We start from the raw sequence: 11,915 nt of genomic DNA on the forward strand, positions 1-11,915 counted from the left end.
ATGACGCTACGCCGACGCCTCCATCGCGTCCGGAGATTGCTCGGGCTCGGCGAGCCGGGCGGGCAGGCGAAGGGTGAAGGACGCCCCCTCCGTGACCTCGTCTGCCGTCAGCGAGCCGCCGAGCGCGGCGGCGAGGGTCCGACTCACCGCGAGCCCGATCCCCGTGCCCGGTACGGCGCTCTCGCGTGCCGCGGAGGTGCGGTAGAACCTGTCGAAGACGCGTTCCAGATCCCGCCGGTCGATGTGCGAACCGGTGTTCGCGACGGTGAACCAGACCGCCTCCGGACCCGCCCCCGCCACGACGCGCACCTCGTCACCCTCGTGTGAGTACTTCACCGCGTTCGAGACGAGATTGCCGAGGATGGCGACCAACGCTGCACGATCCGACCGCACGGCCGCATCCGGCTCGATATCGACCGTGACCGTGCGCTCCGCGAGGCCGGGCAGCACCCACGGGTCGACGACCTCGTCCACGACCGAGCGGATCGGGATGTCCATCATCTCCAGGCGCGCGGACGAATGAAGGCCGTCGAGAAACCGGTTCGACAGCGCGAGGAGTCGGTCGGCGTTGCGGACGATGACGTCGACGTGCGCGCGCGACTGCGCCGGCAGCGGTTCAGACAGGAGAAGCTCGGCGTATCCGATGATCGCGTTCAGGGGGGCGCGGAGTTCGTGCGACAGGGTGGCCAGGGCGTCCTCTCGCTCCCGCCCTCGGCGCAACTGATCGGTGATGTCCTGGGCCACGATCATCGTCCCCAGGCTCGACCCGTCGGAGGCATTGAGGCGCAGAGCCGTGGAGATGAGGGCGAGTTGATTGCCCGGCGGGCCGATCCAGAGCAGTTCTCCCTCGACGGCCTCGCCGCGGATCGCTCGGTGGAGCGCTTGATCGGCGGCGGGAACGGGGCTCACGCGGTCGGCCGCGTACATATGCGTGCAGACACCCGTCGACGGATCCAGCTCGGCGAGGTCTGCGAAGGCGCGGGAGCGGCGGTTGGTGATCAGGGCGCGGCTGTTCTCGTCGAGCACGACGATGCCGATGTCGGCCGTCTCGGCGTAACTGCGCAGCACCGCACCGAGGCGCTCGATCTGCTTGCCGCTCACGCTCTCGCGTTCGCGTGCGTCGCTCAGGAGCGCCTGGAAGTTCCGATTCGTCTCCACGAGCATGCGGGCGACGACGACGAAGACCGGGATGACGATGGCGAACAGCAGCACACTCGCCCAGTTGGCCGAGGTGAGAGCAACCCGCGTGAGCATCGGCGGCACGAGGATCGCGACGTACACGCCCACGAGCCCTGCAGCGGCACCCCATCTGCCGCCGATGGTCGCGAGCCACACAGCGGGGAAGGCGGCGAGGGCGGCGATCGCGCGGACGTCGTTGTACATGGACAGCGCGAGCAGGATGGCGGCCACGAGGTCCGCTCCGGCGATCGCCGACTGCCGCGAGAAGGGCCACCGCTCGAACGGCAGCGCGAGCGAGAGGACGGTCGCGGCGGCGACGAGCAGGTAGCCGATGATCGTCAGCAGCGGCTGCTCCGGCATCACCCCCAGAATCGCCGCGACGACCGCGAGGAGCACGAACGTCGCCAGAATCGCCGACTGCGTCTGCGCGAAGAGATACAGCCTCGCACGCCATGCCGAAGTGCTGTCGGAAGCCACCCCTCCTCCGATCTCTCCGCCCCCACGACGGAACGCTTCCGTCCCCACGACGGAATGCCTGAGGGTAGCGCGTTCGCCCCGATCGGCGCGTCGCTCTTCTCGCGCAGCGGGCGAGGGTGTAGGCACCTCCGTGTCGCACTTCCCCTGCCCGAGTTGCGTCGCCTCTGTGCACCCGCGGCACCTCTCCGCATCCGCCACAGTCATTCACTGGCGCACCCGCGCAAAGGTGTGGCGGATGCGGGAGCGCGCGGCGCGCGGGTGAGACGGCCGCCACCGACCGTCACACAGCACCCGAGACGTGTCGAGCGCAGTCTCGTCACCTGTCCGGCGACCGGATGCGTGAACTCGGCTTGACTCGCCGCGAAGCCGCCGTCACCGCCGGCGGACACCGCGTGAAACGGAGACAGCCATGAGCAGCACACCCGCCTTCGACCCGTCCGATTTCCTGATCGTTCCGGCCAAGACGTTCGAACAGCTCCAGGTCGGGGACGTTTTCCGCGCCCCCAGCCGCACCCTCACCGACGCCCACGCCTCGGCGTTCCAGGCGGTATCGGCCGACAACCACCCGATCCACTACAACGAGGAGTACGCGAGAGCACACGGACACAGTGCCCCCGTGGTGCACGGCCTGCAGGTCCTGGCGTTCACCGCGCCGGGCGCGACGCTCTTCCCGCACTACATCGGCGACATCTTCATCGCGTTCACGAGCGTGAGCGCGCGCTTCTTGGGAGAGGTCCACGCGGGCGACACGCTCTATCCGCAGCTGGAGATCACGGATCTGTCCGAGGTCGACGGCGCAGGTCAGGTCACGACGCGAGCCACCATCCACAACCAGCGCGGCGAGCTCGTGCTCGACGGATCGCACACCTACCTGCTCACCCTCACCCCGACGGCCGGTTCATGAGCCTGCGCCGCGCGGAAATCATCGGTGCATGGTCGCTCGTCAGCGTCGTCTCCGTCTACGAGGACGGACAACGCGTCGACGAGCTGGGCCGACGCCCGCGGGCTACCTCTGCTACACCCCCGAGGGCTTCGTGTCGGCGACCTTGGGCGACAGCACCCGGCCCGCATCCGGCGCCGGCGACCCGCAGAGCGCGACCGCGGACGAGTACGCCGCGATGGCCAGGAAGTTCATCGCGTACGCGGGTCACTACACCGTCGATGAAGCCACGAGCACGGTCGTGCATCGGATGGAGGTCTCGCTGTTCACGAACTGGACCGGTCAGGGACAGGAACGCCACCTCGCCGTGGACGGCGACACGTTGACGATCACCGCGCCACCCCGCGTGGCCGCCGACGGTCGTTCGTTCCACAGCGAGCTCGTGTGGCGGCGGGATGGCGGCGCCACGACGCCCTGAGGGTGTTCGGCCGCCGATCCGCCGCAACGAAGCTCATCGGCGGCGGGTGAGGAGAGCGTGCGCGGGCCGCTCGATGCCCTTGTGCAGGACCACGGCCAGACCCGACGCGATGGCGAACGCCACGATCGCACCGCCGAGCGCACCCGCGCCCGTCGGGTCTTGCGGCATGACGGCCCGCACGCACTGGAGCACCAGGAGGTGCACGAGGTAGAAGGCGAAGGATGCCGCACCGAGCATCTGCAGAAGCGGCGACGAGAGCCAGGAGCCTCGCCCGTCCAGGTCGTCTGTGGCGAGCGCCACGACGAGCAGCACGAAGCCGATACCTGTCGCCGAGGCTGCACCGAAGGGCGTACCTCCCAGCAGCGAGGCCGCGACATATCCCCCAACGTCGCCGACAGCGGGAGGACGAGGCCGCGCAGGCGCCAGCCGTGGTCGCGCACGAGACATGCCGCGGCGATCCCGGCGATGAACTCGGCCAGGCGCACGGGCGGGAAGCTGTACGGCGAGATGCCGGGCGTCGCCGCAGCGATCATCGGCGCGATCCAGGTGGCCGCGAGGCTGAGCGCGAGGACCACGCGTATCGCGATGACGCCGCGGGCGGCGAGGGAGCGGATGAGGAAGGGAGAACAGAGATAGAAGAACACCTCGCACGCCAACGACCACGAGACCGGGTTTCCCGCTTGCCACCAGGGCGCCCACCAGGAGTTGCCGAGCAGCAGGTTGGCGGCGAGCGCGCCCGTATCGGACGTGCGGATGGCAGGGACCATCGTCGCGCCGACCCAGATCGCCAGCGCGACACCGACCAGATGGAGCGGGTAGACCCGCGCGAAACGTCGCAGGTAGTAACGTCCGATGCCCGTCGGCCGGTACGAGTAGGCGAGAACGAAACCCGACAGGATGAAGAACAACGACACCGCCGTCGATCCGGCACCGAACAGAACCGACAGCAGTGTCTGCGCCGGCCCGTCGAAGTACTGCACGTTGCGCAGGTGGTAGACGAAGACGACCATCGCAGCCACCCAGCGCAGGCCCGTGAGCGATCCGAGCGAGGCCGCGGGACGGGTCTGTGAACCGATGTGCGCGCGGGACGAGAGCAGCGTGGACATGACACGAGCCCACCCCTTCGGGTGTTGCGGGAACGTTCGGCATCCGCTTTACGCTGCGTTTAGGTGGGCTGTGTTCGACTTGCCGAGGAGGTGACCGCCGGTGCGCGTACTGATCGTCGAGGACGAGCCGCTTCTTGCGGATGCGATTCAACGTGGCCTGCGCATCGAGGCGATTGCCGCCGACGTCGCCCGGGACGGCGCCCGCGCGATGGATGCGGTCGCCGAGACGAGGTACGACGTCGTCGTGCTGGATCGTGACATCCCTGTCGTCCACGGCGACGACGTGTGCCGTCGGATCACGACGATGAGCGATGCGCCGAAAGTGCTCATGTTGACCGCATCCGCCGCGGTCTACGAGCGGGTCGCGGGGCTGGCGATCGGCGCCGACGACTATCTCACCAAGCCCTTCGACTTCGACGAGCTCGTGGCCCGGATCGCCGCCCTCTACCGCCGCTCCGGAGCGGCCCTGCCGCCGGTGCTGGAAGCGGGCGGCCTTCGCGTCGACACCTTCCGCAGGGAGGCGTACCGGGAGGGGCGGTTCCTTCACCTGACCCGCAAGGAGTTCGCCGTCTTGGAAGTGCTCGTCCGCGCGGATGGTGGCGTCGTGAGCGCCGAGCAGCTGCTGGAGCAAGCATGGGACGAGAACGCGGACCCGTTCACGAACACGATCCGCGTCACCGTCTCGACCCTTCGCAAGAAGCTCGGACTCCCCTCGCTCGTCGAGACCGTTCCCGGAGCGGGTTACCGCATCCTCCGCCCGTCGACGCAGGCTCCCACGACATGATCGCCTCGCTTCGTCTTCGCACCGTCCTGACCCTGGTCGCCGCCGCCACAGCAGCCGTCGCCGCGGCACTGATCGGGCTGACGACGCTCCTGGTGCTGACCGCACGTGCCGTCCCCAGCACGGTCCAGGAGTCCGACGGCATGGTCATCTACGACAACGCCGTGACCGTCGGCCAGATGACCTCGCTGATGTTCGGGGTGGTCCTGCCCGTCGGCCTGTTGCTCATCGGCGCCGTCAGCGTCGCGACGTGGTTCCTTCTCGATCGTCTGACCCATCCGTACGCGGATGCCGTCATGACGCTCAGTGAGGCGGAAGCAGAGCAGGTCCTGGATGTGCGACTCGTTCCGCCGAGCGGCCCGGCCGAGACCCGCGAGCTGTTCACCGCCGTCAATACGCTCCTGGATCAGGTGCAGGCCAGCGCGGAGAGTGGCAACCGATTCGCCGCCAATGCCTCGCACGAACTGCGCACGCCGCTCGCCACATCCCGCACCCTGCTGCAAGTCGCCCTGCGCGATCAGCCCTCCGATGAGGCAGCAGTCACGTTCCGACGACTCCTGTCGGTGAACGATCGCATGATCTCCATCACGAGCGCCCTGCTGGAGCTCGCGTCCGCCGAGGCTCACCTGAGCATGACGGAGGTCGATCTGCGCGAGCTCGTCGCGGGACAGATCAGCGAGCTCGAGCCCGATATCCGCGACCGTCGCCTCAAGGTGCGTCTCCGCCTCGACCCGGTGCAGGTGACAGGGAACCCGCAGCTGCTCCGCCAGCTGCTGTCGAACCTGCTCCGCAACGCGGTCCTTCACAACCGTGACGGCGGGACGGTGGCCGTCTCCCTCACCGCGGCCGGAAACCCCGTGCTCGCCATCGAGAACGACGGCGAGCACATCCCTCCGGAACAGCTGCAGACGCTCGCAGAGCCCTTCACACGGCTGCACGCGCGGACCGCGGCGAACGGGCATGGGCTGGGCTTGTCGATCGCGCAGCGGATCGCCGAGCTGCACACGGTCGACCTGTCTCTGAGCTCCCGCCCGTCGGGCGGGCTTCTGCTGACGCTTCGGTTCCTGGACGGCTCGACGCCGAGCGCGCTGTGATGCGAGCAAGCGGCCGCGCGGTCGCATGGGCAGCGGGCATCTGCGCCGCCGCGGCCGTCGCGACGACCGCGGCGGTCGCCGGCATCGCGGCTCCGAGGTGGGACTCGGCGACCGTGGTGATCGGCGCGTCGATCTCCCAGGGCTACCACGCCAGCGGTGGACACGATTGGCCGAGCCTTGTCGAACGGGCGGGCGACGCCGCGGCCCGCGGCTGCCAAGTGATCAATCGCAGCATCAGCGCCACGCGCCTGCTCGAGTCCTATCCGGATCTGCCGAGCAGCCTTTCACGGCTGCAGGAGGACGCCCTGTCGATTCCCGGCATCCGCAGGGTCATCCTCACCGACGTCATCAACGACATCCAGGCGGTGCCGCATGACTATAGCGCCGAGGACATCCTCGCCGGCATCCGTCGCTTCGCCGAGCAGGCTCGTGCCGCGGGCGTGCGTACCACGGTGACGACACTCACGCCGTATGGCGGATTCGAGCGTTGGGAATCGGTTGGAGAGCAGACACGCGTCGAGGTGAACGCCGCGCTTCGATCGGGTCGGATCAGGGGTGTCGATGTCATCGATTTCGACGGGGTTCTCGCCGACCCGGCGGATCCCACTCGCATCCTCCCCGCCTACGATTCGGGCGATCACTTGCACCCGAACGATGCGGGCCAGGCCGCGCTGGCGGATCTCGTCGGCGGCGCCGCTTCGTTGTGCTGATTCGCGTGTTCAGTCGGCCGGTACGAGATCGAAGCGCTGCGCCGAACCGTGGAGCGCCGGCACCGGCGACTCGTTCGGGGCCGGTTCCGGCACGACGTAAAGACCCGTGGGCCCGTTCGCGGTGTAGGCCAGGGCCTCGAGCCATGCCCGGTTCAGGGCGGGCTCCCGCGTACCGAAGAACTTGAACTGCAGATTCGCGTTCGGATGCAGCCACACGGACGTCCGGCCGCTGCCGAGGCTCACGTCTTCCTTCCACGTGAGCGCGAACGATTCGTTGCGACGCAGCTTGGTGAAGATCACCTGCTGCAGGTGAGCCAGGGTGCGGTCTTCGAACTCCGCCTTCGTGTACTGGTCGTATATCAGCTTTCCCATGATGGGCTCCGGCCTGCCGACGCGGAGTGAGCGACGATCAGCCGTGGGGATGATTCAGACCTGAGAAATCGACACGCTCCGAGCGGGCGGTTGACCAGCCACGATCCTCTGCGGGATGTCGATGCACAACCCCCCTTGCGCGAAACGGGTTACGTCAGGAGCGAAACGGCTCCTCCACCTCCCAGTCGGGCCCCACGGCGATCAGGACATCGGCCATCGCATCCGCCCAGTTGTCCGCGTCGACCTCGACGCCGTGCCCGTAGCGCTCGCCGGCGATCGGCTCGATCAGTTGCACGGGGACGACGAAACGCATCCCCCGTTTCTACGCGAGCGCGTCGCGATCCTCACAGTGCCTTGACGCTGCGAGAGAGAGCGCCTACGACCGCAGGACGCACCGCTGCCGGGCACTCGATGAGGACGACGTCATGTCTGCGCATCCCGCTTCATCCAGAACGGCGAGTAGTGGTAGCCGTCAGGGTCGTCGAACTGGCGTTGGTACATGAACGGGTAGTCGTCGGTGTCGCCGACACGACCGCCCGCAGCGCGAGCCCGTTCGACGAATTCATCGACCGCCTCACGGCTGTCGAGATCGAACGACACCGTGATCTTCGACGGCGTCTCCGGTCCCCCGATGAGATCCTCGGTTCCGCCGACGCTGGCGTACATCTCGCGGCTGGCGAGCATGACGTACTGATCGGGTGCGATCGCGAAGCACGACACGGCGTCGTTCGACATCTCCGCGTTCCGACTCCACCCGAGGGCTGCATAGAACGCGGTCGCACGGGCGACGTCTTCGACCGGGCAGGTGAGGAAGAGGCTCATGGCGCACACACTCGCAAAGCGCGGGCGATCGCGTCAAGAGTCGGTGCGCAGCAGCCGTTCCCACGTCGCGGCATCGTCCAGCGCGGCCAGCAGGTCGTCGGTGCGGGGTTCCAGCGTCTCGAGCTGTGCGAGCAGCGACGCGTTGCCGGTACGCCTGGCCGCCGCCAGGGTGCGGGCACGGTCGTGGTGATAGACGCCGGACGTCGCCAGCAGCGCGGCCTCGGCTCCTCGCAGCTGCACCTCGCGCCGCAGATCGAGCAGCACGATCGTGTCCTGCACGCGCTCGGGCAGCCCGGCGAACTCCGCCGAGCTCGGAAAGCCGTCGGGCTGCGAGGGCCGCGCCACCCAGACGAAGCCGAGCAGCTCGTCGGGCGGAAGCCCTCGAACGGTCGACTCGGCGATCCGGAACTCGTCACCGAGCACGGCGCGGGCGTGGACCTCCGCGCGCCCGTCGGGGGCCAAACGGACGGCGGCCCTGCCGAGCAGCTGCTGCGCGCGCACCGCACGATCGGAAAGAGGAGCCGTGCCCGCATCCGACTCCTCCCGCCTGTTGCGGGCGCGCAGCCAGACGGAGCCGACGGCGATCACCGCGGGAACGAAGATGCACAGGAGCACGAAGGCGATGATCACTGCGCGCACGGCACCGCCGGTCGACGTGTCGGTGGCGAGGAACACGATCGCCACGATGCCGAGGAGGGTCGCCGCGGCGCCGAGGACGGACCTCAGCGCGCGGCGCACGGGTCGCCCGCGCGGCGGAGCCTCCGGCACGCGATCAGCCCTTCGAGGTGAACGACCAGAGGTTGTCGACGCCGCCCGAGGTCGCCACCACCGCGACATCCTGATGGATGTCGGCGCGGTCGAACAGCTGCGTCGCACACGCGCTGATGCCGAACCGCTCCTGGAACCACAGCGACAGCGCCTGCTGCTGCGAGATACGCCAGGCGAAGAAGCTCGCCTGCTTGTTGTTGCGCGCCTTCCACGTGATCTTCTCGTCGGCCTGGGTGAGGGCGACCGGCAGCGCCGTCTGGATCGCGACCTCGACGGCGCCGAGGTCGGGGGTCACGCGCGCGGGGTCCCAGTAGGTGCGGATGACGAACCCGGTGCCCTTGCCGCCGGGAGCGTGGAAGCCACGGTAGGCACCGACGTAGCGCGCGTCGGCCTGGCTCCAGGTATCGAGCGCGGCCTTCGCCGACTTCTTCACGCCGAAGACACCACCCTCATCTGTGAGTGCGAGAAACGCCTCCGGCGTCGTCAGGGATGCGGCGAGGGCAGCGTGATCGGGCATGAATGTTCTCCGTTCGGGTGCGCGGTGTTCGCGAGCCACAGCATAGGGAGAACAGAGGTTGCTCCCCGGGCGTCATCCACAGGCGGGATGCGGCGCCGTCAGGGCGAATCCGGGAGCGCGACGGCGAGCTTGAACCCGACGTGCGAGTCGACGAATCCGAGCCTGCGGTAGAACCGGTGGGCATCGACTCGGGCCGCATCCGAGGTGAGTTGCACGAGCGGTGTGCGAAGGGCGACCGCCGCCTCATCCACCACCCAGCGCATCAGCGCACTCCCGATGCCGGCCGAGCGCGCCGCGCTCGCCACACGGACGGCCTCGACCAACAGCCGGTCACTCCCTTGCCGAGACATGCCCGGGATGACCGTCAGCTGCAACATGCCGACGAGGGTTCCCGCCGCATCCGCCGCGACCACGAGCTCATTGCTCGGGTCGAGGATGATCCGCTCGAGCGCCGACGCGTACGCCGCGGCGTCCTCCTCGCTCGCGACGTCGCCGCGGCTCGCGCTGATCGCATCGTCGGCGAGCAGGCGGATGATCGCGTCGAGGTCCGTCGGCATCGCCCGCCTCGCCACCACGGCGGCGTCTCCGACGACAAGGGATGCGGGTAAGGTCAGGGCGTCGATCACCGTTCATCCTCCCCGGCGCCTGCCGTCTCGAAATGCGTGATCTTGTCGTCCATCACCGCGATCGCGCGTGCGAGCACCTGCCGGCGCTCTTCCAAGGCCGCTCGACGCTCGCGGAGAAAACCGACGGGGTCGGGGGCGGCATGCGTGCCGTGCAGCAGGTCGGCGAAGGTGCGCAGTTCGTCGATGCCGAGCCCCGCATCCTTCATGCAGGTCACGACGTGGATCCAGGCGAGATCCTTCTCGCTGAAGACCCGGTGGTTGCGGTCATCCCGGGCGAGCGGTCCGATGATGCGCTCCTGTTCGTAATAGCGGAGCGTGTCCGCGGTGAGGCCCGTCGCAACGGTGGCCTCACCCATCGTGAACATCGGGGTCATTCCTGCCTTCCGTCCAGTTCGTGACGATCTTCGGCGTCCAGGTGCAGCTGGAGGGCGTCCATCGCCTCATCCAGCTGAGCGACGTCCGACACCCCGACGATCGGGGTCACCGCGGGTGAACCCTCGAGCAACCATGACAGCACGACCTGGTTCCGCGTCGCATCCCAGCGTCGCGCGACCCTGTCCAGCGCGGCCAGACGACGCTCCGTATCGGGATGCCGGTACGCCTCCTGCAACCGTTCCGGTCGAACGAACGCCCCTCCGAGCAACGTCGTGTATGCCCACATCCCGAGTCCCTCGGCTGCGACGTAGTCCAGCGCCTCGGGGGATGCGATGACGTGACCCCAGTCCGGAAGTGGTGCGAACGGAATCGGCTGGAGATAGCTGTGCCGCAACTGCACGAAGCGGAAGGGCTCGATGTTGCGTGCCCGTGCCGCCGCGCGCGCTCTCTCGATGCGCCACATCGCGTGGTTCGACGCGCCCAGCCGCCGGACCCGCCCGTCTGCGACCAGCGCCCCGAACGCCTCGACCTGATCCTCGAGCGGAACCGTGCGGTCTTCGACATGCGCCCACAGCAGGTCGATCGCCTCGACGCCGAGCCGCTCCATCGAGCCCGCGACGGCCTGGGCGACGGCGCTCGGGGCGAGCCCCTCCAGGGATGCTGCGCCGACACCGGGCTGCGTCGGGTTGGCGCCGACCTTCGTCGAGATCGACACGTCGTCCCGCACACCCGGATGACGCCGGAGCCACTCCCCCAACACCGTTTCGCTCGCCCCTCCTCTGCCGGACGGCGATGCCCAGAAGGCATAGTTGTCGGATGTGTCGAGCCAGCGCCCGCCGCGCGAGACGAAGCGGTCGAGCAGCGCGAACGACGTCTCCTCCGAGAGCCGAGTGCCGAACCACATCGCTCCGAGGGCGAGTCCGTTGCTGAGAGTGTCCATGAACACGCAGCGAACCACCTGGAGCGCGCTCCAGGTCAAATCGGGTCGTACGACGCGAAGCTCGACCACTCCCGGCGTCGCGCCGGATGCTGCCGTGCGTCACGAGCTTTGCCGCTCGGCGAGATCTACGTCATGATGCCGTCATGCGCGCCTCCCGCCCCCTCCTCGGCGCACTGCTCGCCCTTGTGACCGTCGTGACCGCTGGATGCGCCACCTCGGCCGGCAGTCCGGCGAGCGCCGACGCGATCGCCGAGCGGGCCGGCGCGGTCGGCATCTCGGCCGATCTCGTCTTCACGACCGAGGTGGCGGGATACACCCTCGCTCCGCAGTCGGTCGGTGTGTCGAACGACGACGGCATGTCGGCGACCTGGATGCGCGACGGGTCGGGAGCGATGATCTCGCTGCGCACGCAGCGAGGCGACATGACCGCCGAGGCCTGCGCGACACTGCCGATGTGGGACGACACCGGGACTCCCGTCACCTGCACCGAGCAGGACGGGATCTGGCACCGAGAGCACAACGGCGCTCACGAGGACATCATCGTGCGCGACGGCGCGTGGGTGCTCATCGTCGGGTCGTCCGGAGCCACGACGGACGAGATCGACGCGGCCGCGAAGGCGGTGCACGTGCCCTCATCGATGGAGCTCGACCGGATCTTCTCGGATGCCCCGAGAACGCCGCCGACCCCTGTGGAGCGCGGTGATCTGCCCGAGAACGGCGACGGAGCCCCCATCCAGCCGTCCGGTCCGGGCGGCTGACCCGCCCTTGACGCAGACGGCCTGACCGCGCG

16 protein-coding genes and 1 pseudogene are annotated in these 11,915 nt (G+C 68.7%); 6 read left to right on the plus strand and 11 right to left on the minus strand.

What is annotated here, in order from left to right; all coding sequences use genetic code 11:
• Nucleotides 1-6 precede the first annotated feature (6 nt).
• The gene (locus AC1VNH_RS09165) at nucleotides 7-1,656 is read right to left on the minus strand and encodes a sensor histidine kinase (RefSeq protein WP_483110994.1); all 1,650 of its coding nucleotides are present in this window, start codon (nucleotides 1,654-1,656) and stop codon (nucleotides 7-9) included.
• A 409-nt stretch (nucleotides 1,657-2,065) separates the two neighbouring features.
• On the opposite strand from AC1VNH_RS09165, the gene AC1VNH_RS09170 reads away from it, so the two are divergent.
• Together AC1VNH_RS09170 and AC1VNH_RS09175 are read left to right on the plus strand one after the other, a co-directional pair.
• Nucleotides 2,066-2,560, plus strand: coding sequence for a MaoC family dehydratase (locus AC1VNH_RS09170; protein WP_483110995.1), 495 nt, complete (start codon nucleotides 2,066-2,068; stop codon nucleotides 2,558-2,560).
• A gap of 28 nt (nucleotides 2,561-2,588) precedes the next feature.
• The gene (locus AC1VNH_RS09175) at nucleotides 2,589-3,014 is read left to right on the plus strand and encodes a lipocalin-like domain-containing protein (RefSeq protein ID WP_483110996.1); all 426 of its coding nucleotides are present in this window, start codon (nucleotides 2,589-2,591) and stop codon (nucleotides 3,012-3,014) included.
• A 33-nt stretch (nucleotides 3,015-3,047) separates the two neighbouring features.
• Here AC1VNH_RS09175 and AC1VNH_RS09180 read toward each other — a convergent pair whose 3' ends face one another.
• Both AC1VNH_RS09180 and AC1VNH_RS09185 read right to left on the minus strand, forming a co-directional pair.
• Nucleotides 3,048-3,461: a hypothetical protein gene (locus tag AC1VNH_RS09180; RefSeq protein WP_483112745.1), complete on the minus strand. Its 414-nt coding sequence runs from the start codon at nucleotides 3,459-3,461 to the stop codon at nucleotides 3,048-3,050.
• A gap of 26 nt (nucleotides 3,462-3,487) precedes the next feature.
• Nucleotides 3,488-4,120, minus strand: a pseudogene (locus AC1VNH_RS09185) (acyltransferase family protein); the annotation flags it as partial.
• A 100-nt stretch (nucleotides 4,121-4,220) separates the two neighbouring features.
• Between AC1VNH_RS09185 and AC1VNH_RS09190 the strand changes: the two are divergent.
• From AC1VNH_RS09190 to AC1VNH_RS09200, 3 genes are all read left to right on the plus strand, one after another.
• Nucleotides 4,221-4,904, plus strand: coding sequence for a response regulator transcription factor (locus AC1VNH_RS09190; protein ID WP_483110998.1), 684 nt, complete (start codon nucleotides 4,221-4,223; stop codon nucleotides 4,902-4,904).
• Nucleotides 4,901-5,995: a sensor histidine kinase gene (locus AC1VNH_RS09195; protein ID WP_483111000.1), complete on the plus strand. Its 1,095-nt coding sequence runs from the start codon at nucleotides 4,901-4,903 to the stop codon at nucleotides 5,993-5,995. The genes AC1VNH_RS09190 and AC1VNH_RS09195 overlap by 4 nt, the downstream gene beginning before the upstream one ends.
• A 113-nt stretch (nucleotides 5,996-6,108) precedes the next feature.
• Nucleotides 6,109-6,705, plus strand: coding sequence for a GDSL-type esterase/lipase family protein (locus AC1VNH_RS09200; RefSeq protein ID WP_483111002.1), 597 nt, complete (start codon nucleotides 6,109-6,111; stop codon nucleotides 6,703-6,705).
• A 9-nt stretch (nucleotides 6,706-6,714) separates the two neighbouring features.
• On the opposite strand, the gene AC1VNH_RS09205 is transcribed toward AC1VNH_RS09200, so the two are convergent.
• The 8 genes from AC1VNH_RS09205 to AC1VNH_RS09240 form a co-directional block, all read right to left on the minus strand.
• The gene (locus tag AC1VNH_RS09205; protein WP_483111004.1) at nucleotides 6,715-7,077 is read right to left on the minus strand and encodes a DUF7882 family protein; all 363 of its coding nucleotides are present in this window, start codon (nucleotides 7,075-7,077) and stop codon (nucleotides 6,715-6,717) included.
• Between the two features lie 154 nt (nucleotides 7,078-7,231).
• Nucleotides 7,232-7,390 (minus strand): hypothetical protein, encoded by a 159-nt coding sequence (locus AC1VNH_RS09210; RefSeq protein WP_483111006.1) that lies wholly within the window; start codon nucleotides 7,388-7,390, stop codon nucleotides 7,232-7,234.
• A 110-nt stretch (nucleotides 7,391-7,500) separates the two neighbouring features.
• A complete protein-coding gene (locus AC1VNH_RS09215; protein WP_483111008.1) occupies nucleotides 7,501-7,899 on the minus strand; it encodes a VOC family protein in 399 nt (132 codons plus the stop codon).
• A gap of 33 nt (nucleotides 7,900-7,932) precedes the next feature.
• On the minus strand, nucleotides 7,933-8,667 hold the full coding sequence (locus AC1VNH_RS09220) for a hypothetical protein (protein WP_483111009.1): 735 nt from the start codon (nucleotides 8,665-8,667) through the stop codon (nucleotides 7,933-7,935).
• Nucleotides 8,668-8,671: 4 nt separating this feature from the next.
• On the minus strand, nucleotides 8,672-9,184 hold the full coding sequence (locus AC1VNH_RS09225) for a hypothetical protein (RefSeq protein ID WP_483111010.1): 513 nt from the start codon (nucleotides 9,182-9,184) through the stop codon (nucleotides 8,672-8,674).
• Nucleotides 9,185-9,282: 98 nt separating this feature from the next.
• Nucleotides 9,283-9,810: a GNAT family N-acetyltransferase gene (locus AC1VNH_RS09230; protein WP_483111012.1), complete on the minus strand. Its 528-nt coding sequence runs from the start codon at nucleotides 9,808-9,810 to the stop codon at nucleotides 9,283-9,285.
• Complete coding sequence (locus tag AC1VNH_RS09235) at nucleotides 9,807-10,184, minus strand: MerR family transcriptional regulator (RefSeq protein ID WP_483111014.1); 378 nt, start codon at nucleotides 10,182-10,184, stop codon at nucleotides 9,807-9,809. The genes AC1VNH_RS09230 and AC1VNH_RS09235 overlap by 4 nt, the downstream gene beginning before the upstream one ends.
• Nucleotides 10,181-11,125 (minus strand): aldo/keto reductase, encoded by a 945-nt coding sequence (locus AC1VNH_RS09240; protein WP_483111016.1) that lies wholly within the window; start codon nucleotides 11,123-11,125, stop codon nucleotides 10,181-10,183. Before AC1VNH_RS09240 ends, AC1VNH_RS09235 begins: the two co-directional genes overlap by 4 nt.
• A 143-nt stretch (nucleotides 11,126-11,268) precedes the next feature.
• Between AC1VNH_RS09240 and AC1VNH_RS09245 the strand changes: the two genes are divergently transcribed.
• Nucleotides 11,269-11,883 (plus strand): hypothetical protein, encoded by a 615-nt coding sequence (locus AC1VNH_RS09245; RefSeq protein ID WP_483111017.1) that lies wholly within the window; start codon nucleotides 11,269-11,271, stop codon nucleotides 11,881-11,883.
• Nucleotides 11,884-11,915 lie beyond the last annotated feature (32 nt).

The sequence above is a fragment of the Microbacterium sp. KU4F genome (genome assembly GCF_056868075.1).